The sequence below is a fragment of the Dactylosporangium sp. NPDC049140 genome (assembly GCF_040648435.1).
Genome location: NZ_JBEZDS010000002.1, coordinates 239,389 through 261,765, shown reverse-complemented (window position 1 = coordinate 261,765; position 22,377 = coordinate 239,389). Strand labels below are relative to the sequence as shown.

The window sequence follows — 22,377 nt, the reverse complement described above, 5'->3', positions numbered from 1 at the left end:
GCGTCCGGGGGCTGCCGAATTGGGCTCAGGCGAGCTGGTTGAGGTACCGAAGCATCTGCTGAATCTCGGCGGTGCGTGACTCGTCGATCCGCTTGGCCAGGTCCAGCGCCCCCGGGTTGATGCCCGTGCCCGTCTCCATCCGCGCGATCTCGATCGCGTTGTGCTGGTGGGCGATGAGCAGGTTCAGGAACTTGGTCTCGAAGTCGGCGCCGGTCGCGGCCTGCAGCGCTTTGATGTCCTCGGGGTTGGCGCCGTGCGCGCCGCCGTGGCCCGCGTGCGCGGACGCGTCGGCGGCGGGCGGCCGGCCCCACGCGTCGAGCCAGACCTGCATCGTCTTGAGCTCGTCGGTCTCGGTGGCGTCGATTGCGGCCGCGAGGGTGCGCACGTCCGCGCGCGCGGCCTTCGTGGCGGCGAGGCGCACCATCTCCAGGGCCTGGCTGTGGTGGGCCGCCATCATCTGGCTGAACATGACGTCCGTGTCGTTGAAGACGCGTTGCTCGGTGCCTGCGGGGGCGGGCTGGGCCGGGGCGGCGGCGCAGCCCGCGAGCAGGAACGCCGCGAGTAGGAGCGCGATGCGTTTCATGGGTCTCCTTGCCCACGGGTGGCGTCCCGACGCTCGGAACGCCACCCTTCTTTCAGCGGTACCGGATGATCAGACGCGCTGCCACAGAGCCGGGACGTTGGGCGGCTCCCAGCCGGGGATCGCGGTGTGCGCCTGGCGGCACTGGTAGGTCACGCCGTTGTAGGTGACCCGGTCGCCGACCTTGTACGCGGTGCCGGCGGCCCACGTGGTGGTACCGGTCGGCGGCTGCGTGGTCGGGGAGACGGACGGGGACGGGCTCGGACGCGTCGGCGACGGCGTCGGCTGCGTGGGCGTCGGCGTCGGGTTCCCGCCGCCGGTGCCGACCTGCAGGTCGACGCACGAGTAGAAGGCGTTGCCGGTGTCGGCGATGTTCCAGCGGGCCAGCACCAGGATCCGGCCGGTGCGGCCGCCGAGACTCACCGTGTGGGAGACGGTGGCGTCGGGCTGCCGACCGCCGCCGTCGATGTTGGCGATGCGGGTGCCGCCCACGAAGTACTCGAAGTTCGTCGTGGCGTGGCGGGCGGTGAACACCCACGAGAACGTGACGGTGTTGCCGACCGACGTGGCCGGCCAGCCCTTGTTCGGGTCGTCGAGCTCGGCGAACCGGCTGTTGCCGCCACTGCAGCTCGTCAGGCCCTTGGGGCCTTCGACGCTCTGCGGTTCGTAGACGATCTCGCCGCAGTTGGCCACGCGGCCTTGGGCGCACATCGCCTGGCGGCTGGGCGGCGAGGAGATGTACCCGTGCGCGGACGCCGGGGACACCGTCACCAGGAGTGCGGCGGCCACGGCGGCCAACGTCAGGAGTACCGCAGCGATCGCTTTGCGCATCCAATCGCTCCTTCCAGCGGTGGGGGGTGATGCCGCCCAATGTAAGGGAAGGATTGTTAACAGTAAATAACCTTTATGAATATTGGTCGATGGAGCGCTCTCACTTGAGGTAGGGTTGACCAGCCTTTAAGGGCTTCTCCCGGCGACGTTCCCGAGTCGACCGGGTCAGCTCGCGCCACGCGTCCGCGCGCGCCGTCTCCCGATTTCGGGCCCTCATGTGGTGTGCGGTGAGTGCGACGCGCGCAAGGCCATCCGGGAGGGCGAGGTTGGTTCCCAGGATCGTGGTCACGTTCACCACGAGTCCGCCCGACCCGGCCCGCTAGGAGACGCCATGCCCTTTATCACCACGTCCGACGGCGCCCACATCTTCTACAAGGACTGGGGCTCCGGCCGCCCCGTCGTGTTCAGCCACGGCTGGCCGCTCAGCGCCGACGCCTGGGACGACCAGCTGATGCTGCTCGCGTCGCGGGGCTTCCGCGCGGTCGCGCACGACCGCCGCGGCCACGGACGGTCCACGCAGACGTGGCAGGGCAACGACATGAACACCTACGCCGACGACCTGGCGGAGCTGATGGACGAGCTCGGCCTCACCGACGCGGTGATGGTCGGACACTCCACCGGCGGCGGCGAGGTCACGCGGTACCTCGGCCGCCACGGCACGTCGCGCGTGTCGAAGGCGGTGCTGGTGGGCGCCATCCCGCCGCTGATGCTCAAGACCGACGCCAACCCGGAGGGCAGTCCGCGCAGCGTGTTCGACGAGATCCGCGCCGGCCTGGCCGCCGACCGCGCGCAGTACTACCGCGACCTGAGCCTCCCGTTCTACGGCGCCAACCGGCCGGGCAGCAACGTGTCGGAGGGTCTGCGTGAGCAGTTCTGGCGGCTGAGCATGCAGGTGGGGCTCAAGGCCGCGTACGACTGCGTGCGCGAATTCTCCGAGACCGACTTCACCGAGGACCTCCAGCGCATCGACATCCCCGTGTTCGTCGCGCACGGCGACGACGACCAGATCGTGCCGATCCAGGCCGCCGCCGTCCAGACCGTGCGGCTGCTCAAGAACGCGAGCCTGAAGGTGTACCCGGGCGCGCCCCACGGCATCAGCGGCGCCTACGAGGCCGCGTTCAACGCCGACCTCCTCGCCTTCATCCAGGACTGACCACGGCGCTGCCAGCACGTGTATCGGCGAGTTCGACCCGGCTCCTTGGGCCGCCAACACATCCGGTGGATCAGCCGAGGTCGTCCAGCGCCGCGAGGAGGCGTCGCACCAGGGGTGTCGCGGTGCGGTCGTTCCAGGCGAGGCCGATGTCGACTGTGGCCGCCGGCGGGGTGAGGCGACGCAGCACCACCCCGCGCAGCCGCAGGGCCTTCGCGCGGCCCTCCGGCACCGCGGCGACCACGCCGCCCGCCGCGACCGCGCGCAGGAGCTGCTCGTCGTCGGGCTCGTAGCGGACCAGGTTGATCCCGGACGGCCACACCTGCGCGACGATGCGGTCGAACATGCCGGGTCCGTTCTCGCGCGGCCACATGACCGCCGGCTCGCCCGCGATCGCCTCCCGCGCGACACGGCGCTGGGGGGCCAGACGGTGCCCGACCGGCAGGACGAGGAGCAGCTCCTCGGTGTCGACGAGCCGCCAGCGGATGCCGGGCTCGTCGAGCGGCGGCCGGACGAACGCCGCGTCGTACCGCCCGGCGAGCAGTCCCGCGACGTTCGGGGCGTGCCAGCCGGTCTCGGGCAGCACCTCGACGAGCGGGTTCTGGGCCCGGAAGCGCTCGACGAGCGCGTCCACGCGCCCGCCGCGGGCGGATCGTGTGTAGGCCAGCCGAATCCGCCCGCCCTGCCCCCGCGCGACCGCCTCGATACGCTCCCGCGCGGCACTCGCCTGGGCGAGCAGCAGCGCGGCCTCGACGGCCACGACCTCGCCCGCCGGGGTGAGGGAGCACGCGCCCGCGCCGCGCTCGACGAGCCGCGCGCCGACTTCTCGCTCCAGCGTGCGGACCTGCTGACTCAACGCCGGCTGGGCGATGCGCAGTCGCGCGGCCGCGCGCGTGAAGTGCAGCTCCTCGGCCAGCACCGCGAAGTACCGCAGTCGCCGCAGATCCAGCGGTTCCATCGGCCGAGCATAGGCGCGGCCGCGCAACGTGGTCGCGTTGTGGGGCCGGGGGCGGGCGACGGTTGACGCGGACCTCAGACAAGGGTCGGCGATCGGTGGCAGGACCTGGACGCGGGCGGGGATCGGAACGGGAAGCGCGCCACCAGGTGCGTACCAATGCGGCGTGCGCGCGGAGGCGGGACGCGGAAGACGGCCGGCCTCGCGCACGGTGCCTCGGAGCGCGCGCGGAAGCAGGGCACAGATGTGGCCTCGCGTGCGGTGCCTCGAAGTGGACGCGAAGCGGGGCACAGATGACGGCCGCAGCCTCGCACACGGTGTCGGCGAACTCGCCGTCGAAGCAGCGCGCGGAGGCGGGGCCCGGCCCGGCGATAAGCGTGGCTTATCGCGCGGTAGCGCACCGGACTTGGACAAGCGGACCGGGCGCTGGTTGCCTGAATCCATGGATGACGTGATCGTGTTGGGTGCAGGAGTGATCGGGCTGACCTGCGCGGTACGGCTGCTCGAAGCCGGCGCGCGGGTGCGGGTCGTTACGGCCGACGAGCCCGGGCAGACAGTGTCCCGGCTTGCCGCGGCCGTTTGGTATCCGACGCACACCGAGGCCGATCCGCGGGTGCTCGGGTGGGCGCACAGGACGTACGACATCCTGATGGCGCAGGCGGTGGAGGCCATCCCTGGTGTCGCACCGCGGCCGACCCGGATGGTGATCCGCCGGCCCACCGGAACGCCCTGGTGGGCCGGGGCGGTGCCGGACTTCACGGTGCACCCGGGCGAGCGGCCTGGCCCGGATGCGCGGCGCCTTACCGACGAAGGCCCGGCCGATCTGGCCGAGGGGGACGAGTGGCCGGGCACGGATGCGCGGCGATACACCGACGAGCGGCCGGCGGGAGACGAGGCGCCGCCGAGAGACGAAGGGCCATCGACAGGCGCGCGGAACTCGACGGAGCAGCCGGCGCCCGGCGGCGAGCGGTCGTCCACGAGGCCGGAGGGGGTCACCGGAGAGTGGCGGTTCACGGTGCCGTCGGCGGAGATGGAGGCGTACCTTCCGTGGCTTGCCGAACGCGTCCGGGCCCTCGGCGGCACGCTGACGCGCGGGCGCGTGGCGCGGCTCGCTGACCTGGGCGGGCAGGCCGGCACGGTGGTCAACGCGACCGGGCTCGCCGCCCGCGGGCTCGCCGACGACGCAGCGGTTTTTCCCGCCCGGGGGCAGATCGTGGTCGTCGCCAACCCGGGGCTCGAGACTTCGGTGCGTGATGAGGAGCATCCGGGCGGGATGACGTACATCCATCCGCGCTCGCGTGACATCGTGCTCGGCGGGACGTTCCAGCCCGGCGACTGGAACGAGGCGCCCGACCCGGCCACGACCGCGGCGATCCTGCGGCGGTGTGCGGAGCTCGTGCCCGAGCTGGCCGGCGCGCGGCCGCTGCGGGAGGCGGCGGGGCTGCGACCCGCGCGGGAGGGCGGGCCGCGGCTTGAGGTGGACCCGGAGCCGCTGCCGGGCGGCACGCGCGTCGTGCACTGCTACGGCCACGGCGGCGCGGGTGTCACGTTGTCGTGGGGCTGCGCCGAGGAGGTCGTACGCCTCGCGCTGTGAAGATGACGCTTGACGATCGCACGGCTCGTGCGCACGGCAGTCGGCCGCGCGACGCGGTCACCGTTGCGCTGCGTTAGGTCGGCCGCCTCGACTCGGCGCGCCTCCGCGCGGACGCAGGGGCTCGGAACGCGCCGCGCGCGGGCCACCGTCCGAACCGGGGACGGTCCCGCGCGGGCGCGCCGTCGAAGCGAAGATGGGAAGGTCCTGCTTTGGCGAGGCTGGGAGAGGCTGGAACCGCCGCTCAGCCGCGGGTGTACGTCAGGTCGAAGTCCTTGGACCACTTCAGGCCGTCCTTGGACATCTCCCAGTGCGCGTCGATGCGCTTGCCGTCCGGGGCAATGGTGCCCGTGAAGCGCTGGTTGAAGCCCTCGGCCGCGCGCCAGATGCGCCACGTGCCGCCGTCGACGTCCATGCCGTAGACCCGCAGCACGCCGCGCGCGTCGGAGTAGAGCATCGTGAAGATCTTGCTGCCGTCGTCATAGCCGATCACCGACGTGGTCGGAAAGGGCGCGTTCTCGATCCATTCCCGCGGCAGGTCGTCGCCCGGCGGGTCCGCGTCCGCGCGCTGGACGAGGAACTCCCCGTCGTCCGCCCACGCGAAGCTCGCCCAGCCGCGCATGGTGACCTGGCCGTTCACGGTGGCGACGGTGTCCCACATGCCCAGCAGGGACCCTAAACGCCGCCGTACCTCGCTCATCGCCACTCCCCGGATCCTCGTTCCCGCCAGAACATGAACCCGACTTATACACCAGCCCGTCGCGCCCGGGCTCCTCCCGCCGGTCAGTCGGCGACGGCCTCCAGGAGCCTCTCGCACTCGGCGATCAGGCGCCCGCGCAGAGGCACGGCCCGCTCGGCGAAGGAGCGCTGCGCCTCGACATAGCGGGCGCGGCCCTCGGGCGTCTCGATGCCCACCGCCTCGTAGCCGAGGTCGGCCAGGTCGTAGGGCGAGGCGCGCATGTCGAGGGTGCGCACGTCGCGCGCGAGTTCGAAGCAGTCGGCGATCAGCTCGGCGGGCACGAGGGGCGCCAGCTTGTACGCGTGCTTGTACAGATCCATGTTGGCGTGCAGGCAGCCCGGCTGCTCGTTGGCGATCTGGGACTCGCGGGTCGGCTGCAGCAGGTTCAGCGGACGCGCGGGCGCGGTGTAGAAGCGGAATGCGTCGAAGTGGCTGCACCGGATCCGGCTCGCATCGACGACCGCGTCGGTGCCCTCCGAGCCGAGGCGCAACGGCCACGCGTTGTGCCGCAGCTCGTCCTGCGTCTGGCGGTACACCATCGCCCACTCGTGCAGCCCGAAGCACCCGAGGTGCGGCGTCCGCGCGGCCGTCGCGACGAGCAGGTCGCGGATCCAGGCGATCGCCTCCGCGCGGCGGGCCGGCACCGTCGCCGCCTCCGCGCCCAAGCCCGCCAGCTCGACGCCCGCGCCCGGGTGCCAGCGGCGCAGCTGTGCCGGCCGGTACGAGTAGTACGTGAACAGGAAGTCCTCGACGGGGTGCCTGCGCCCGAGCCGGCGGCGGGCAAGGTGCGGCTCGATCCACGCGTCCACCCGGGCCTCGTGGGCGGCGCGGCGGGCCTCCCAGGTCGGCCGGTCCAGAACGATCAGCTGCACCGTACAAGCTTACGGAGAGGTAGCGTCGGGGCCATGCGCAAGCTCGCCGCGTTGCTGCTCGCCTGCTCACTGGCCCTGGCCGCGTGCTCGGACGCACCCGGCAACTCAGCCGAGCCCGCGCCCGCGCGGCCGGGTCCTTCGGGTTCGAACGGCTCCCCCGCGGCGTCGGGGCTCGGGGCACCGACGCGCGTCAAGGTCACTGTGCCGTCCGGGCTCGCGTCCGCGCCGTTCAACCAGGATCGGTACCTTCAGCTGCCCGCCGGCTGGACGGCGACGGTCTACGCGCGGGTGGACAAGGCCCGGTTCATGGCCCCGACGCCGAGCGGCGACCTGCTCGTGTCCCAGCCGGGCGCCGGAAAGGTGCAGCTCGTGCGCGCGGGCGCGGTGTCGGAGTTCGCGACCGGCCTGCGCCAGCCCCACGACATGGTCTTCGCGCCGGTCAACGGGCAGATGTTCCTGTTTGTCGCCGAATCGAACCGCGTCATGCGGTACCCGTACAGCAACGGCGACACGAAGGCGCACGACGGCCAGGTGGTCGTGGACGGGCTGCCCGACACCAGCACGCCGGAGCTGCGCGGCACGTATGCGCACGTGCTCAAGAACATCGCCGTGCACGGCGAGACGCTGTACGTCTCCGTCGCCTCCACCTGCAACGCCTGCGTCTCCGACACGGTGAGCGACCCGCAGCGCGCCACGATCTACACGTACGCCGCGGGCGGCACGAACGCGTCGCGGCACCTGCTCGCCCGCGGCATCCGCAACGCCGAGGGCCTCGCCTTCCGCCCCGGTACCGACGAGCTGTGGATCGTCGTCAACAACCGCGACAACACCCTGGTCCCCGACGACCGCGACGTCGACGGCGACGGCAAGTCCGACAAGGGCAAGCGCATGCCCGAGTTCGTCGACGACTACCCGCCGGAGGAGTTCATCAAGGTCCGCGACGGCGGCTTCTACGGCTGGCCCTTCTGCAACCCGAACAGCGACAACGGCCTGCACAACATGGGCTTCCTGCGCGACTACGAGCTCAACCGCGACGGCTCGAAGGCCGACTGCGCCAAGGCGGACCCGATCGACCTCGGCCTGCCCCCGCACAGCGCGCCCTTGGGCCTGACGTTCTACAACGGTGCGGCGATCGTGCCGCTGCACGGCTCCTGGAACCGCACGAAGCCGGCCGGGTACAAGGTGGTCTACATCCCCTGGACAGCGAGCGGCCCGGGCGACCCGGTGGACCTGGCGGCCGGTTTCGTGGGCGCCGACGGCACGTGGTGGGGCCGCCCCGTGGACGCCGCGATCGACACCGACGGAACGGTCCTGATCAGTGACGACGGCAGCGGTACCATCCTGCGCCTGACGCCTCCGCGCGCCAACTGACCCGCCGAGCGCCGCTACGCCGGACGGGCGATTCGGGCGGGACCGCCATCGGCGTTGTGGAACGTCACGCCGAGTGGTCCATTGTGGACCGTGAGTTCACCCGCGGCCGTGACGCTCACGTCCAGTTCGCCGTCGGCGATCTTCAGGCCTCGGATGCGGTACGCGCCGACCGGGGACGGGGCGAGCGGCGCGAATGTGATGCGCCCGCCGGGCACGTCGACGTCCAGGCCGAGCAGGGCGGTCAGGATCGCCGGTGCGGCGGCTGCGGCCCACGCCTGGGGGCGGCACGCGGACGGGTACGGGGTGGGGAGATCGTCCCCGCCGTACAGCTCCGGCAGCCGGTAGTCGAACCGCTCCGCCGCGTCGAGCAGCGCCGCGATCACCGCGGACGCCTCCGCGCGGTGACCGCCACGCACGAGGCCCAGCAGCGCGATCGCGTTGTCGTGGGGCCAGACGGAGCCGAGATGATAGGACAGGAAGTCGTACCCGGCCGACGCCGGCGACACCGTCCGGATCCCGAACGGCGATCGGAGCTCGGCGAGGCGCCCGGCCACGGCGGTGCTCTCCTCCGGTGTGAGGAGCCCGGTTCCGAGCAGATGCCCCATGTTGGACGCGACCAGGTCGACGCGGGCGCCGTCGCCGTCGAGGGCGATTGCCGGGTACCCCTCGGGGGACCAGAACTCCGCGCGGAAGCGCTCGGCGAGCTCGCTCGCCCACGCCCGCCAGCGGCTGGCCTCGGCCGCTCCCTCGGAGCCGGCCCCCGGCGGATTCGCGGCGAGCACTTCCGGACCGCGAGGCGCCGCCTCGGCGAGCCATGCGTTGAGATCCAGCAGACCTGAGTGCACGTCGCCTGCACCCGACGCGTCCGCGCGTTGCGCGCCCGCGCCGCTCGGGCCTGCCCCTTGCTGGCCCGCGGACGCATCACGGGCGGCCGCATCCGCGCCTGATCCGGCGCCGTCAAATGCGCCCCGGACGGCCCGATTCGCGGCCGCGCGCTCTGGTGCGGCAGGCGCGGGCGCGGCAGCCGCGGGCACGGGCGTGGCAGGCGCGGGCGTGGCAGGCGCGGGTTCGGCGGGCGCGGGCGCGGCCGGCGCGGCGGGCACGGGCGCGGCGGGCGCAGGCGTGGCAGGCGCGGGCGCGGGCGCGGGTTCGGCGGGCGCAGGCGCGGCGGGCGCGGGCGCGGGCGCGGGTTCGGCGAGCGCGAGCGCGGCGGGCACGGGCGCGGGTGCGGTGTCGGCGAGCTGGTCGAGGAGCCAGGCGCCGTCCAGGGCGGCTCGGTAGGCGTACGCCTGGACCTCGCTCAGGGCGATCGGGCCTCCCGCGATGCGGCCGTCCGCGTGTTGGATGGCCTCGGACGAGTCCTTCCAGCCCTGGTTGGACAGGCCGGGGCCGGCGGTCGCGTGGGTGACGAAGCCGTCGTGCCGGGTGAGCCAGGCCAGGGCGCGGCGGACGTTCGGTAGCAAGGGGCGGACAGCCGCGGCGGGCATGCCCCAGCGGTATGCGTCCGCGAGGGTGCTCACGAACAGTGGTGTCGCGTCGACCGTGCCGTAGTAGACCGGGGGGAAGCTGGGGGCGCTGTCCTCGCGGCGTACCTCGTGCAGGATCCGGCCCGGCTCCTCCTCCGTTTCCGGGTTGTAGTGGGTGCCCTGGCGGGCCGCGAGGGCGCGCAGGGTGCCCGCGGCGACCTCGTGGCCGAGCGGGAGGGCCAGGCGGGCGGACCACAGGGCGTCGCGGCCGAACAGGGTCAGGTACCAGGGGCTGCCTGCGGTGTAGTACGCGTCCGCGCCATCGGTGCGGCGGAGGGCGTCCAGGTCCTGGACACCGGCGCGGACCAGGGCATCGAGGCGCCGGTCGTCCGCGGCGACGCGCAGGGTGCTGAAGCGCTTGGGTCGGGCGGTCGGTGGGAGGTCGGTGCGGGTGATGCGGACCTCGGCGGACCAGGTGCCGCGCGGGGGCACCAGCGCGCGCCAGACCAGGGTCGCCTCCGCGCCCGCGCCCGGGGTCACGGTGGCGGGTGGGGTCGTCTGGATGCGGACCGAGATGTCGTCCGGTGCTCGCCAGTCGAGATGGCCCGATGGATCGGCCTGAGCCTGATCCGGTTGGAGCGGACCGGCGCCGGTGGATGGCGCGGATGCGAAGGAGGACCGGGCGGGTGCGGACGTAGCGGGCGCCGGCGATCCAGCACCGGACCCGGCGGGTGACGGCCATCCAACGCCGGACTCGACGGGTGACAGCCCAGCACCGGACTCGACGGGTGACAGCGATCCAACGCCGGACTCGGCGGGCGTCGGCGTGGGTGGCGTAAGAGGTGCGGGGTGGCCTGCGCGTACGGTGCCCAGCGCGGCGAAGTCGGTCGCGGCGCGGAGTGCTACCTCGACCTCCAGTGGCCTGGGCGACGCGTTCGAGAGTGTGATGGTCTCCGTTCCGCCGGTTGGTTCGGCCAGGCGGTGGCGTTGCACGGAGAGGGCCGGCGCCGGCGGTACCGCCGAGAAATGGGCTGACGAGGCGCCGGTCTGGCGGGTGGTCAGGGTCACCGGGGCGGTGCCGTCCACCGTCAGCTGCCAGCTCGACAGGATGCGGCGGTCCTCGACGTAGAGGCCCTCGGCGCCGGACGTCATGGCTCCCGAAGGGCTGGAGAGCCATGTGGCGGGGGCGGCTACGCACGTGATGAGGTCGTGGAGGTACGGCTGGGGCATCCTCAGCCGCCTATGACGTTCACGGCTCGGGCTACCACCAGCAGCACCGTTACCAGGGATATCACCGACTCGGCGGCCATGAGCATTTTCGCCCAGGTGGACATGGGCAGGGTGTCGGTCGGGCTGAAGGCGGTCGCGTTGGTGAAGGCCAGGTAGAAGTAGTCGAAGAAGCCCGGTTCCCAGTCGTGGCGGGCCAGCTCCGGGACCTGCATCTGGGTGAACAGGAAGTCGGGGTGCGGGGTGTCCGCGTCCGCGCGGGCGGCCGGGCCGCCGCGGTCGGTCTCCCAGAACCACAGGGCGAACACGATGACGTTGGTGAACCAGATGGCGGCGCCCCACAGCAGCAGGTGTGCGGGCGGGATCTCGTTCTGGTGCTTGGCGAACAGCGCCTGGACCAGCAGCCATACCGACCAGGCGGTGACCAGCGTCAGCAGGGCGACCAGGCCCAGGGCCAGGGGGCGCAGGATGCGCGTCTCGCGGTTGATGCGCAGCGGGTTGACCACCACGATCGAGAGCAGCATGGCGCCCTCCAGGCCGGGCAGCAGCCAGCGCGGTCTTGGGGCCAGGTCGGCCGGCAGCACCAGGTGGATCACGATGGCGATGGCGATGACCAGCGCGGCGGGCCAGCGCTGCTCCGCCTCCGTGCGGCGCAGCCAGCCGGGCAGCTGGGCGGGCCGGGCCGGCTCGGGCGTACCGCTGGAGCCGCGATTCAGCGCGGGCGGCAGATCACTCACGGCAGTCAACGTAGACCTGCGCCCGCGCGGGAGCCAGCAGGACCGGCCGATCGGCGCGAAAGCGGGCAAAAGGCAAGCCCGGAGGACGGCCGCACGACGCAAAGCCGGGCGAAGGGAGCGCTGACCGGGAGCACCGTGGGACCGGCCCGGCGCAAAGTGCAAAAAGCACAAGAGGGCGACAGGGTCAGGCGAAGAAGTGGTACACCTGCCAGCCGATCGCGGTCGCGCCGGCCAGGGCCAGCACGCCCAGGTACGCGAGCACGAGGCGCGTGTCACGCAGGACGCACTTGGACCGGGTCAGGCCCTGGCGGCGCGCGCGGGCGTAGCCGGCGAACCCGAGCAGCGCGAAGCCCACCACCGCGACCGGGCCCAGCAGCCAGGCCAGGGCGGCGATCGTGGCGTACACGCAGAGCCGCAGCGGATCGTAGGGCGGGCTCGTCACCGGGCGGCCGCGCGGGGCAGGCGCTGGGCGGACAGCGCAGGCCAGGCCTGCACGGCGCAGAACGGGGCGCACTGGTCGTGCGGGCCGTCCGCGTCCGTGCGGCGGGTTGCGACGTGCACGCAGCACTGCAGGAGGCGCTCCTCGATCATCGTGTGCATGTCCATGAAGGGCTTCACGGTGATGCGCTTGACCCGCTCCCCCAGCATCTTGCGCAGCCGCGCCCGGCCGCCCGGCAGCGAGGCGGAGACGAGGGTCGTCAGGGTCGAGATGCCCAGGTCGCAGTTCTCGCAGATGTCGCGCCACAGGCTGCCCACGTCGGGGTGGGACAGCGACGACTGCTCCGAGAGCAGGCCCAGCAGCGACTCCTTGACGGCGCCGCGCAGCGCGGCCGGCAGCTGGACGTCGGCGATGCGGTTCGCGACCAGGTCGGGGGCCAGGTCGAGGAACTCGAGCAGCCGGTCGTGGCCGATGAGCGCGGTCATGGACTGCCAGCGGCCCGCGTCGTCGCGCAGCATGTACCCGACCGAGCAGCAGTGCGGGTGCGAGCAGGGCAGGGCTGTGAGGTCGCGCCAGGTGACGAGGTCGCCGGTCTGCGGGCCGAGGCGCGCGAGGACGCCCGTGTGGGTGAGCCGGTCCATCGGGTCGATCGGGCCCGAACGGCCGGAGCCGAACTGCGGCTGGAGCGAGACGCCGCCGATGTACGGGGTGTCCAGCGCCCGCTTCACGACCGCGCCGATCTCGTCGTCGTTCACGCCCAGGGCGCAGGTCATGGTCAGCGTGGTGAAGATGCCGCGCGCGGAGAGGCGGTCGACGGCCTGGTCCTTGAGGCGGCGCAGGTCGGCGCCGCGGTGGTGGCGGGCGGCGCGCTCGGACACGCCGTCGTACTGCAGGTACACCTCGACGCGCTCGCGGTGCCGCGTGAGGAGGTCCAGCAGCGTATCGTCGCGCGCGATGCGGACGCCGTTGGAGTTGATCAGGATCCGGACCACGTTGCGGGCGCTGACCTCCTCGAGCAGCTGCTCGAGGTGCGGATAGAGGGTCGGCTCGCCGCCGGAGAGCATGAGCACGTCGATGCGGCCGTTCTCGCGCGACAGCTTGGTGTCGACGCCGGCCAGGATGTCGGCAAGGGGTACGACGCCCTCGATGGCCGGCGAGGAGTCGGTGAAGCAGGTCGGGCAGCGCAGGTTGCAGCTGTCGGTGAGGTCGGCGAGCAGGATGCACGTGTGCTGGGTCTGCATCTCCGGCAACCCGGCCAGGTAGGCCGACGGGACCGGGGCGAAGTTGCCGGCCAGGTCGGGCACGTGCGTCTTGGTAGGGGCGGTCCAGCGTTCGAGGTACCGCAGAATCTCCGGCTCCTCGTCGTAGAGCGTGCGGACCAGGCCGTGGCTCGGGCACCCGCGCTCGAGCCAGATGCGCCCGTCGCGCTCCGCGAGCCAGCCCGACAGGCGCTGGACGTTCTCCAGTGGACGGTCCGGGTCCTCGGCCGCGCACGTGGGGCAGAACGCGTTGACGTAGCGGTGGATGCGGTCGCCCCGCAGCTGCATTCCGGAGGTCATGACGATCCTTGGTTGACGATGGCGAGGCAGACGCCGATGCCGGCGACGGGGCAGAGCAGCACGCTGGCGGCCCAGCCGATGAGCAGGCCGAGGCCGACGCCGCGGTCCTTGCGCACGATCCAGATGATGCCGAACGTGAGGCAGACGGCGAACAGCACGACCTGGAGCAGGACCTCGAGCCACACGCCCAGCAGGGCGTTCTCGGAGTCCGCGCTGGCGTTGCCGATCGCGACGGCGCCGACGCCGACCAGGATGACGACGAGCTGCGCGGCGAACACCAGGCCGATGCCGATGAAGACCTTGGGGGCGCGGATGGGCCGATCCGGTCCGGGCGGCGGGGGCACGGTCCAGCTCATGATGCGGCCTCCAATGATTCGGTCTCCACGGCGCGTCCGCGCGTGTGGGCCCACGCGATGCGCGCCACGGTCAGCGGCAGCAGCGCGAGCAGGAACAGCTGGGAACGGGTCAGGCCCGCCCACACGACCTCGTTGCCGCGCACGAACTCGACGCCGAAGCGGAACACGGCGTACGCGGCGAGGTAGTACGTGAACAGCCGCCCGGGCGCGGTGACCCGCTCGCGCAGCGCGAGAAGGGCGGCGAACGCGGCGAGGTGGAAGAGGATCTCGTACACGAACGAGGGGTGCAGCGCCACGTTCGCGGGCACGTGCATGGCCGCGGCGTGCGCCTCGTCGAGGCGGATGCCCCACGGCAGGCTCGTGGGGGTGCCCGGGGGCTCGGCCAGCAGGCAGCCGATCCGGCCGACCGCCATGCCCGCGGCGACGGCGGGGGCGAACAGGTTGCCGGTCTTGTGGGGGTACCCGCCGATCCGCTTGCCGAGCAGGGCGCCCAGATAGGCGCCGACGAGCCCGGAGAGGATGCTGCGGTTGCCGTACGCCCACTGCGCCAGCAGCGACGCGTTCTCGCGCGGGTCGAGGTGCTGCGCCCAGGTGCCCAGCCGCGCGAGGAGCGCCCCGCCGACGAGAGCGCCGGCGAGGACGTACCAGAGGCGCTCGTCCTCGGCCCGGCGCCGGCGGATCTCCCAGAGCAGCACGAGGGCGGCGACCCCGACGCCGAGCGCCACGAACACGTCGTGGGACAGGATCGCCACCGGGCCGATTCTGGTGATCACCGGGTGCACGGATGCCGAGCCTAATGGCATCCAGCGGCGTCATACGGCTGTTCCGCGCGGCCGAACGGCCACGAAAGGGACAACGCGCGGGAGCGCACTCCGCACGTGAAGGTCCTGTGACGATTCGGCCGTACGTTGCGGGCCTGTCCTACGCTGGCCGGATGGTCACCACGGAGGACACCCTGCCGTTGCTGCCCGAGAAGCCGGTCAGACGACGTAGCCGGTGGTGGAGCGCCGTGGTGTGGCTCATGGCGGTGCCCTTCGTCCTGTGGGCGGCCCTGCGCGTGTTCGGCCTCGACACCGGATTCCCCACGGTCCAGCTCATCGCCTTCACGCCCTACGTCGCGGCCGCCTCCCTGGTCCCGCTCGTCGTCGCCCTGCTCACGAAGCGGCTCTGGCCCGCCGTCCTCACCGCCGTCGCGACAATCGCGCTCGCGGCCTGCGTACTGCCGCGCTGGATCGCCGACAGCGACCCGACGCCGCAGGACGGGCCGGGGCTGCGCGTGCTCAGCGTCAACATGCTCATGGGCGGCGCGGACGCGGGCACCATCGTCGGGCTGGTGCGCGACCTCCACGTGGACCTGGTGGCGCTGCAGGAGTACACCCCGGAGGCCAAGGCCGCGCTCAACGCCGCGGGGCTGGACACGATGCTGCCCAACGCGGTGTCGTACCCGCGCCCGGGCGTGACCGGCTCCGCGGTGTACAGCCGCTTCCCGGTGACGGACCTCGGCTACCGCCACTTCCAGAGCGACTTCGGCCAGGCCCAGGCCGGCGTGGCGGTCCCCGGTGCGAAGGACGTGCGGGTCGAGTCCGTGCATCCGTGCGCGCCCGCGACCGCGCACGGCGCGGAGTGCTGGGAGCACGACATCGTGCAGGAGCCGGCCGCGACGCCGCAGGGCCCGGTGAACCTGCTCATCGGCGACTTCAACGCGACGCTGGACCACGAGCGCTTCCGCGCGGTGCTCGACTCGGGCTACCGCGACGCCGCGGACGTCGCGGGGGCGGGGTTCGACGCCTCGTGGCCGTACGACGAGCGCTGGTTCATCCCCGGCGTGGTGCTCGACCACGTGGTGGCGGACCGCCGGGTGGGCGTCCGGAAGGTATCGGTTCACCGCATTCCCGACTCCGACCACAAAGCGGTCTATGCCGAACTGGTCCTGCCGAAGGCCTGAAACCGGCCGAACGTACCGAAGGCGTACCTCCGGCTATACGCGGTTCGTTGGCCGGGAGTACCTTCACGTACGAATCGGGCCCCCGCCCGGACGTTGAACACGTTGGAGCAGATGGGTGACACGAACGTTTCGCGGTCTCGCGCTCGCCATCGCCGTGCCGCTGGTCCTGAGCGCGGCGGCCGCCTGCTCGGACAAGGCCGACAAGGCGGACTCGGCGTCGGACCGGCCGACGGTGGAGGTGACCGCGCAGCCGCAGGACGCGCAGTCGGCGCAGGTGACGGCCGAGCAGGTGCTCGACAACCTGTCGGACGGCGACTGGGCCGGTGCCTGGGACCTCTGGACCGACAGCGCCAAGGCGGCGATCGCCAAGGACGCCTACATCGACCTCGTCGCGACCTGCACCGGGCAGCAGGGTGAGTACCAGGTCACGGGCGTGACGCCGGTCGACGACGCGACGGCGACGATCAAGTGGACGCACACCGCCACCGCCGGGACCGCCCAGACGACGGGGCAGAGCACGGTGAAGTACCAGAACGGGCTGTGGCGTTTCGAACCGGACCCGGCCGCGCTCAGCGCGTACAAACAGAACAAATGCCCTTAGCTTTTTGCTCGGGTCCGCATCACTTGCGGACCGTCGCTCCCGCCAGACAAAAGGGCGGTCCCGAAAGGCCTTCGGCCGGGAGGGACCGCCCTAGCCATGCCCGTGGTGCCACGGGCGAAAAACCGTCAGACGCGCACCGCGTGCGAAAGTCCGTAGGTCAGCGCGTCGACGAGCGCCTGCCAGCTGGCCTCGACGACGTTCTCGTGCACGCCGACGGTGGTCCAGTCGTCCCCGGTCGCGTGGGTCTCGACGAGCACGCGGGTGACCGCGCCCGTGCCGTGGCTGCCCTCGAGGATGCGCACCTTGTAGTCGGCGAGCTGGAAGCGGCCCAGCTCCGGGTAGTGCCGGGTGAGCGCGACGCGCAGCGCCTCGTCCAGGGCGTTGACGGGGCCGTTGCCCTCGGCGGTGGCGATGACCCGCTCGCCGCGGACGCGTACCTTCACGGTCGCCTCGGACACGACCGCGCCGTCCTCGCGGTGCTCGACCAGCACCCGGTACGACTCCAGCGCGAACGGCTTCGGCAGCGCCCCCTCGGCCAGCTCGGCCCGGGCGAGCAGCTCGAACGAGGCGTCGGCGGCCTCGAAGGACCAGCCCTGGGCCTCGAGCTCCTTGACCCGGTTCGTGACCCGCGACAGCGCCTCCGGATGGCCGGCCAGGTCGACACCGAGCTCGCGTGCCTTGAGCTCGATGCTGGCCCGGCCGGCCATCTCCGTGACCAGGATCCGCATGTCGTTGCCCACGACGACCGGGTCGATGTGGTTGTACAACACGGGGTCCACTTTGATCGCGCTCGCGTGCAGGCCCGCCTTGTGAGCGAACGCTGACGACCCGACATAGGCCTGGTGGGTGTCGGGTGCGATGTTGGCGATCTCGGCGATGGAGTGCGAGACGCGCACCATCTGCTCGATGCAGCCCTCCGGTAGGACGGGCATCCCGAGCTTGAGCTGGAGGTTGCCGACGACGGCGAACAGGTCGGCGTTGCCGGGCCGCTCGCCGTAGCCGTTGGCGGTGCACTGGAAGTGCGGCACCCCGGCCTCGACCGCGGCGACGGTGTTCGCGACCGCGCACGAGGTGTCGTTCTGGCAGTGGATGCCGAGGCGGGCGACGGCCTCCTCGGCGCTGACCCCGAGCGCGACGGCGAGCCGGTCGCGGACCTCGGAGATGGTGCCGGTGATCAGGGAGGGCAGCATGCCGCCGTTGGTGTCGCACATGACGGCGGCCTCGGCGCCGGCGGCGAGCGCGGCCGCGGCGACGCTCGCGGTGTACTCGGGGTCGAAGCGGTACCCGTCGAAGAAGTGCTCGCAGTCGAGGAAGACCCGGCGGCCCTCGGCGACGAGGTACCCGACGGTGTCGCGCACCATCGCGAGGTTCTCCTCGCGGGTGGTCCGCAGGGCGCGCTCCACGTGGCGGATGTCGGACTTGGCCACGAGCGTCACGGCCGGGGTGCCGGCCTCCAGCAGCGCCCGGACCTGGGGGTCGTCCTGGACGCGCACGCCGGCCTTGCGGGTCGCGCCGAACGCCACGAACACGGCGTGCTTGAGGTTGAGCTCCGTGCGCGCCCGGCGGAAGAACTCGGTGTCCTTCGGCATCGCCCCGGGCCAGCCGCCTTCGATGAACCCGACGCCGAACTCGTCGAGCAGCCGCGCGACCGCGAGCTTGTCGACGACGGAGTAGCTGATCGCCTCGCGCTGGGCCCCGTCGCGCAGCGTCGTGTCGTACACCTGCATGGTTTTGCTCCTTCGGCGGGAAGAGGGGGCCTTCGGTCTCGGCGGATCGGGGCCAACAAAAAGACCCCTCGCGAAATGCGAGAGGTCTGCGCGTCCGGCGGATGGTTGCCGGGCGCGCTAGGGGCCAATAATGAGCCGAGTCACGTTCGGTAGCTTGCCACGCACGAGCCTCGCGTGACACGTGATTCCGGATTTTGAGAAACGGGGTGATCTGCTTCACGATTCACCCTGTTCGTCACGTCCTCGTAACGAGCGTCGGTCACTGTTGGAGCCAGTCCGGAACGACGCCCCCGTGCGGGGCGTCGATCACCGTTGGTGAGGGGGTGAGGTTCGTGTCCATCGAGACGCTGCGGGCGGCGATTCCGCCGTACGCGCATGATCTGCGGCTCAACCTCGACTCGATCCTCGCCGCGGACCTCCTGGACGAGCAGCAGCTGTGGGGCGCCGTGCTTGCCAGCGCGATGACGACCCGCAGTGTGCCGGTGATCCGCAACGTCGCCGCGGAGGTCGCCGGCCGGCTCAAGCCGGACGCGGTCGAGGCCGCGAAGGCGGTCGCGTCGCGCATGGCGATCCACAACGTGTACTTCCGCGCCAAGCACCTCATCGGTGACGAGGCGTACCAGAGCCTGCCCGCGCGCCTGCGCCGCCAGGTCTCCTCCACGCCCGGGGTCGGCGCCGCCGACGTCGAGGCGTGGTCAGTTGCAGTATCCGCGATCACCGGGTGCGGGGTGTGCCTGGAATCGCACGAAAGATCGCTTCGCGGTGCAGGGGTGTCCCGCGAAGCGGTCGACGAGGTGTTGCGCGTCGCCGCGGTAGTTCACGCGTTGGCGGTAACCCTCGATGCAGAGGCGGCTTCCTACTAGGAGCTTTCCTCTTGTACGGGTGTCGGAGTGGCGGCTCCGGCACCCGTACGCATTTTCCGGACATTTCCCCCGTGGCCCATAGCCCGGTCGTGCAACTTGCGCACATCGTGTCTGCGTCGGTGCCGGAATCACCGTTACCGTTGCTATCGGCACATCGGGTGCGCATACGGGCTCGGGTCTTTGGGGGCGCAGCATGATCGACGAAGTACCGCGGGAGCCGGCCGCCGAGCCGCCGGTCGAACCGCCGCTGGGCTGCGCCGACCCGATACTCTGGCGCGTGGCGCGCGCCCTGCACGACGCCCACCGCCCGCGCACCGACAACTTCTGCGAGTGCAAGGCGTTCTGGCCCTGCCCGGATGCGGAGCTGGCGGAGGAGGCGTTGCAGCTGGCGTACGAGCGGCCGTCGCCGCGGGGGTCGCGCGCGGGGGCGGCGCGGACCTCGAATCTGGGTCGCTGGTCGGCCTGAGGCGTGTAGACGCTGGACGCGGTTTCGCACTGAGGTGCGCGCTCGGCTCGGGACGGCCGCGCGGCCCAGCTCTCGTCGAGGTGCCCGGGTTCGGCCGGCACGGCGGCTCTGCCGCGACGCTCGCACGCCTGAAGGCCGGCCCCTCAACCTCGAGAAGCCCGCGCTCAACCCCCGGGGTCGCCTCCGCCTGACCCGAGACAGTCCCCCTTTGAAACCCCGTTCGGCGCGAGAGCCCATTCCCACCCGGATATGTCGGCCGCTTCGCGGCCGAACCGGCCGACATATCCGACATTTCCCCCGGCGGGCGACATACGCGAAGCTCACCACGCGGGCGCTCACCGAACCCCCGAGAGCACGCACAACACCCACCAGCCACGCGAGTCGGAAAAGTCCGACAAAGCACAAGCGGCGCCGGGCGAAAACCCGGCGCCGCTTGTGAACGATTCGTTACAAGACGCGATGGACCCAGCCGTACGGGTCCGGGGCGGTCCCCCGCTGGATCGAAACGAGCTGTTCCCGCAGCCCCATCGTCACGTCGCCGGCCTTGCCCTCCCCGACGGTGAACTCCCCGTCGGCGTCGCGCACGGTACCGATCGGCGTGATGACCGCGGCCGTCCCGCACGCGAACGCCTCGCGCAGGCGGCCCGAGGCGGCGTCGGCGCGCCACTGCTCGTACGAGTACTGCTCCTCGCGCACCACGTGCCCCTTGTCCGCGGCCAGGCGCAGGACCGACTCGCGGGTGATGCCGGGCAGGATCGAGCCGGTGAGCGGCGGCGTCGTGATCGACCCGTCGTCGAACACGTAGAACACGTTCATGCCGCCGAGCTCCTCGACGTACTTCTGCTCGACCGCGTCCAGGAAGACGACCTGGTCACAGCCGTGCTCGATCGCCTCGGCCTGGGCCACGAGGCTCGCCGCGTAGTTGCCGCCGCACTTGGCCGCGCCCGTGCCGCCGGGCGCCGCGCGGGTGTAGTCCCGCGACACCCAGACGCTGACGGGCTGCACGCCACCCTTGAAGTAGCTGCCGACCGGCGAGGCGATGACCAGGAAGAGGTACTCCGAGGACGGCTTGACCCCCAGGAAGACCTCGCTGGCGTACTGGAAGGGCCGCAGGTACAGGCTGCCCTCCGGGTCCGTCGGCACCCAGTCCCGGTCGGCGCGGATGAGCGCCTCGAGCGAGTCCAGGAAGAGCCGGTCCGGCACGGGCGCCATCGCGAGGCGCTGCGCCGAGTTGCGGAACCGGGCCGCGTTCGCGTCGGGGCGGAACATCGTCACGCCGCCGTCCGCCGCCCGGTACGCCTTGAGCCCCTCGAAGATCTCCTGCGCGTAGTGCAGCACCGCGCTGGCCGGGTCCATCGGGATCGGTCCCCGCGGCTCGACCCGGGCGTCGTACCAGCCCTTACCCTCGGCGTAGCGCACGGTGACCATGTGGTCGGTGAAGATCCGTCCGAATCCCGGGTTGGCCATCAGCGCGGATCGCTCCGCGGCGGCTACGGGCTGCGTGTTCGGACGAATCTCGAAGTCGAGCGTTTCACCGCCGTTCATGCATGCCTCCACAAGAAGTCGCGGCGGCACGCTCACGCCGCGTGCCGTGCCGTGCCGTGCCGCCAACTTACCCGAACGGACGTTCAATCGCAGCCAGCGCGCCGTTACGCCACCGCGGCCGCGAGGCGGTCACCGATCGCGTCGGTGGACAGCGCCGAGCCCGGGCTGCGACCCGCGACCTCGTTGCCGACGGCCTCGGTCACGCGCGCCGCCGCCTCGGGGTGGCCGAGGTGGTCCAGCAGCAGCGCCGTCGACAGCACCGCGGCCGACGGGTCGGCGACGCCCTTGCCGGCGATGTCGGGGGCCGATCCGTGTACCGGCTCGAACATCGACGGGAACGCGCGCTCCGGGTTGATGGAGCCGCTGGCGGCCAGGCCGATGCCGCCGGTGACGGCGGCGGCGATGTCGGTGAGGATGTCGCCGAACAGGTTGTCGGTGACGACCACGTCGTAGCGCTGGGGGTTGCTCACCAGGAACATGGCGGCCGCGTCGACGTGCTGGTACTCGGTCTCGATGTCCGGGAACTCGGCCTTGACCGCGTTGAAGGTCCGGGCCCACAGGCCGCCCGCGTGCGTGAGCACGTTGGTCTTGTGCACCAGCGTCACCTTGCGCCGCGGGCGCTTGGCCGCGCGGGCGAAGGCGTCGCGGATGACGCGCTCGACGCCGTGGCGGGTGTTGAGGCTCTCCTCGGTGGCGACCTCGGCGGGCGTGTCCGGGTGCAGGTTGCCGCCGGCGCCGACGTACAGGCCCTCGGTACCCTCGCGGACCACGACCAGGTCGATCTCGCCCGGCTTCACCCCGGCCAGCGGGCTGGTGGTGCCGGGCCAGAGGCGGGAGGGGCGCAGGTTGACGTACTGGTCGAAGTCGAAGCGCAGCTTCAGCAGCAGGCCCCGCTCCAGCACGCCCGGCGGGACGCTGGGGTCGCCGACCGCGCCGAGCAGGATGGCGTCGTGGCCGCGCAGCTCGTCCAGCACGCTGGTGGGCAGGACCTCGCCGGTGCGGTTGTACCGGGCGGCGCCCAGGTCGTAGTCGGTCGTCTCGACGCCGGGCAGCACGACGCGTAGCACCTTGAGCGCCTGCGCCACCACCTCGGTGCCGATGCCGTCCCCGGCCACCACCGCGATCTTCGCCACCTCTAGCCCCTCTCGTAGACCGCCCACGCCGGCACCTCCGCAAGCTCCGGCGCCGCCGCGAGCCCCGCCCTGTGCCCCCTGGTCGCGGCCCCTACGCTCCGCTCCGGACCGCTCCACCGTACGCCCCCGTCCTAATCCGTGGACGCACGTCCCGCCCACTGAGAAGGCGCGGAAAAGAATGAGGGCGGGGAGCGCCGCCACGCTCCCCGCCCTCTTGGAGGAAA

At 72.0% G+C, this 22,377-nt stretch carries 21 protein-coding genes; 7 read left to right on the top strand and 14 right to left on the bottom strand.

Annotated elements, in window-relative coordinates; genetic code table 11:
- Positions 1 to 25: 25 nt before the first annotated feature.
- Positions 26 to 583 (bottom strand): DUF305 domain-containing protein, encoded by a 558-nt coding sequence (locus AB0B76_RS04830; protein ID WP_360369406.1) that lies wholly within the window; start codon positions 581 to 583, stop codon positions 26 to 28.
- Between the two features lie 69 nt (positions 584 to 652).
- The gene (locus tag AB0B76_RS04825; protein WP_360369403.1) at positions 653 to 1,411 is read right to left on the bottom strand and encodes a lytic polysaccharide monooxygenase; all 759 of its coding nucleotides are present in this window, start codon (positions 1,409 to 1,411) and stop codon (positions 653 to 655) included.
- Between the two features lie 331 nt (positions 1,412 to 1,742).
- Here AB0B76_RS04825 and AB0B76_RS04820 point away from each other — a divergent pair, with 331 nt between their 5' ends.
- A complete protein-coding gene (locus AB0B76_RS04820; RefSeq protein ID WP_360369399.1) occupies positions 1,743 to 2,564 on the top strand; it encodes an alpha/beta hydrolase in 822 nt (273 codons plus the stop codon).
- Positions 2,565 to 2,634: 70 nt separating this feature from the next.
- Here AB0B76_RS04820 and AB0B76_RS04815 read toward each other — a convergent pair whose 3' ends face one another.
- Positions 2,635 to 3,519 carry a LysR substrate-binding domain-containing protein gene (locus tag AB0B76_RS04815; protein WP_360369396.1) on the bottom strand — a complete coding sequence of 295 codons (885 nt, stop codon included), beginning with the start codon at positions 3,517 to 3,519 and terminating at the stop codon, positions 2,635 to 2,637.
- Between the two features lie 439 nt (positions 3,520 to 3,958).
- Here AB0B76_RS04815 and AB0B76_RS04810 point away from each other — a divergent pair, with 439 nt between their 5' ends.
- On the top strand, positions 3,959 to 5,110 hold the full coding sequence (locus tag AB0B76_RS04810; RefSeq protein WP_360369393.1) for an FAD-dependent oxidoreductase: 1,152 nt from the start codon (positions 3,959 to 3,961) through the stop codon (positions 5,108 to 5,110).
- A gap of 241 nt (positions 5,111 to 5,351) precedes the next feature.
- Here AB0B76_RS04810 and AB0B76_RS04805 read toward each other — a convergent pair whose 3' ends face one another.
- Together AB0B76_RS04805 and AB0B76_RS04800 are read right to left on the bottom strand one after the other, a co-directional pair.
- Positions 5,352 to 5,807, bottom strand: coding sequence for a hypothetical protein (locus AB0B76_RS04805; protein WP_360369390.1), 456 nt, complete (start codon positions 5,805 to 5,807; stop codon positions 5,352 to 5,354).
- 83 nt (positions 5,808 to 5,890) lie between these two features.
- Entirely contained in the window at positions 5,891 to 6,718 is an 828-nt protein-coding gene (locus tag AB0B76_RS04800; protein ID WP_360369387.1) for a 3-methyladenine DNA glycosylase, read from the bottom strand.
- 33 nt (positions 6,719 to 6,751) lie between these two features.
- On the opposite strand from AB0B76_RS04800, the gene AB0B76_RS04795 reads away from it, so the two are divergent.
- Positions 6,752 to 8,089: a gluconolaconase gene (locus AB0B76_RS04795; RefSeq protein ID WP_360369384.1), complete on the top strand. Its 1,338-nt coding sequence runs from the start codon at positions 6,752 to 6,754 to the stop codon at positions 8,087 to 8,089.
- A 14-nt stretch (positions 8,090 to 8,103) separates the two neighbouring features.
- Here the strand turns inward: AB0B76_RS04795 and AB0B76_RS04790 are convergent, their stop codons facing one another.
- The 6 genes from AB0B76_RS04790 to AB0B76_RS04765 form a co-directional block, all read right to left on the bottom strand.
- Positions 8,104 to 10,785: a glycogen debranching N-terminal domain-containing protein gene (locus tag AB0B76_RS04790; protein ID WP_360369382.1), complete on the bottom strand. Its 2,682-nt coding sequence runs from the start codon at positions 10,783 to 10,785 to the stop codon at positions 8,104 to 8,106.
- Between the two features lie 2 nt (positions 10,786 to 10,787).
- Positions 10,788 to 11,519 (bottom strand): hypothetical protein, encoded by a 732-nt coding sequence (locus AB0B76_RS04785; RefSeq protein ID WP_360369379.1) that lies wholly within the window; start codon positions 11,517 to 11,519, stop codon positions 10,788 to 10,790.
- A 184-nt stretch (positions 11,520 to 11,703) separates the two neighbouring features.
- Positions 11,704 to 11,961 (bottom strand): hypothetical protein, encoded by a 258-nt coding sequence (locus AB0B76_RS04780; RefSeq protein ID WP_360369376.1) that lies wholly within the window; start codon positions 11,959 to 11,961, stop codon positions 11,704 to 11,706.
- Entirely contained in the window at positions 11,958 to 13,517 is a 1,560-nt protein-coding gene (locus AB0B76_RS04775; protein ID WP_360369373.1) for a radical SAM protein, read from the bottom strand. The genes AB0B76_RS04780 and AB0B76_RS04775 overlap by 4 nt, the downstream gene beginning before the upstream one ends.
- A complete protein-coding gene (locus AB0B76_RS04770; RefSeq protein ID WP_360369370.1) occupies positions 13,514 to 13,873 on the bottom strand; it encodes a hypothetical protein in 360 nt (119 codons plus the stop codon). The genes AB0B76_RS04775 and AB0B76_RS04770 overlap by 4 nt, the downstream gene beginning before the upstream one ends.
- Positions 13,870 to 14,646 (bottom strand): prolipoprotein diacylglyceryl transferase family protein, encoded by a 777-nt coding sequence (locus AB0B76_RS04765; protein ID WP_360369367.1) that lies wholly within the window; start codon positions 14,644 to 14,646, stop codon positions 13,870 to 13,872. The genes AB0B76_RS04770 and AB0B76_RS04765 overlap by 4 nt, the downstream gene beginning before the upstream one ends.
- Before the next feature lie 161 nt (positions 14,647 to 14,807).
- Here AB0B76_RS04765 and AB0B76_RS04760 point away from each other — a divergent pair, with 161 nt between their 5' ends.
- Together AB0B76_RS04760 and AB0B76_RS04755 are read left to right on the top strand one after the other, a co-directional pair.
- Positions 14,808 to 15,818 carry an endonuclease/exonuclease/phosphatase family protein gene (locus AB0B76_RS04760; RefSeq protein WP_360369364.1) on the top strand — a complete coding sequence of 337 codons (1,011 nt, stop codon included), beginning with the start codon at positions 14,808 to 14,810 and terminating at the stop codon, positions 15,816 to 15,818.
- A gap of 115 nt (positions 15,819 to 15,933) precedes the next feature.
- Positions 15,934 to 16,419 (top strand): hypothetical protein, encoded by a 486-nt coding sequence (locus tag AB0B76_RS04755; protein ID WP_360369361.1) that lies wholly within the window; start codon positions 15,934 to 15,936, stop codon positions 16,417 to 16,419.
- A 125-nt stretch (positions 16,420 to 16,544) separates the two neighbouring features.
- Here the strand turns inward: AB0B76_RS04755 and cimA are convergent, their stop codons facing one another.
- Positions 16,545 to 18,146: a citramalate synthase gene (cimA, locus tag AB0B76_RS04750; protein ID WP_360369358.1), complete on the bottom strand. Its 1,602-nt coding sequence runs from the start codon at positions 18,144 to 18,146 to the stop codon at positions 16,545 to 16,547.
- Between the two features lie 332 nt (positions 18,147 to 18,478).
- On the opposite strand from cimA, the gene AB0B76_RS04745 reads away from it, so the two are divergent.
- Positions 18,479 to 19,009, top strand: coding sequence for a carboxymuconolactone decarboxylase family protein (locus AB0B76_RS04745; RefSeq protein ID WP_360369355.1), 531 nt, complete (start codon positions 18,479 to 18,481; stop codon positions 19,007 to 19,009).
- A gap of 193 nt (positions 19,010 to 19,202) precedes the next feature.
- The gene (locus AB0B76_RS04740; RefSeq protein WP_360369352.1) at positions 19,203 to 19,475 is read left to right on the top strand and encodes a hypothetical protein; all 273 of its coding nucleotides are present in this window, start codon (positions 19,203 to 19,205) and stop codon (positions 19,473 to 19,475) included.
- Between the two features lie 447 nt (positions 19,476 to 19,922).
- Here AB0B76_RS04740 and AB0B76_RS04735 read toward each other — a convergent pair whose 3' ends face one another.
- Positions 19,923 to 21,020, bottom strand: a complete 1,098-nt coding sequence (locus AB0B76_RS04735; protein ID WP_360369349.1) for a branched-chain amino acid aminotransferase — start codon at positions 21,018 to 21,020, stop codon at positions 19,923 to 19,925.
- A 104-nt stretch (positions 21,021 to 21,124) separates the two neighbouring features.
- Positions 21,125 to 22,153, bottom strand: coding sequence for a 3-isopropylmalate dehydrogenase (locus AB0B76_RS04730; protein WP_360370208.1), 1,029 nt, complete (start codon positions 22,151 to 22,153; stop codon positions 21,125 to 21,127).
- Positions 22,154 to 22,377 lie beyond the last annotated feature (224 nt).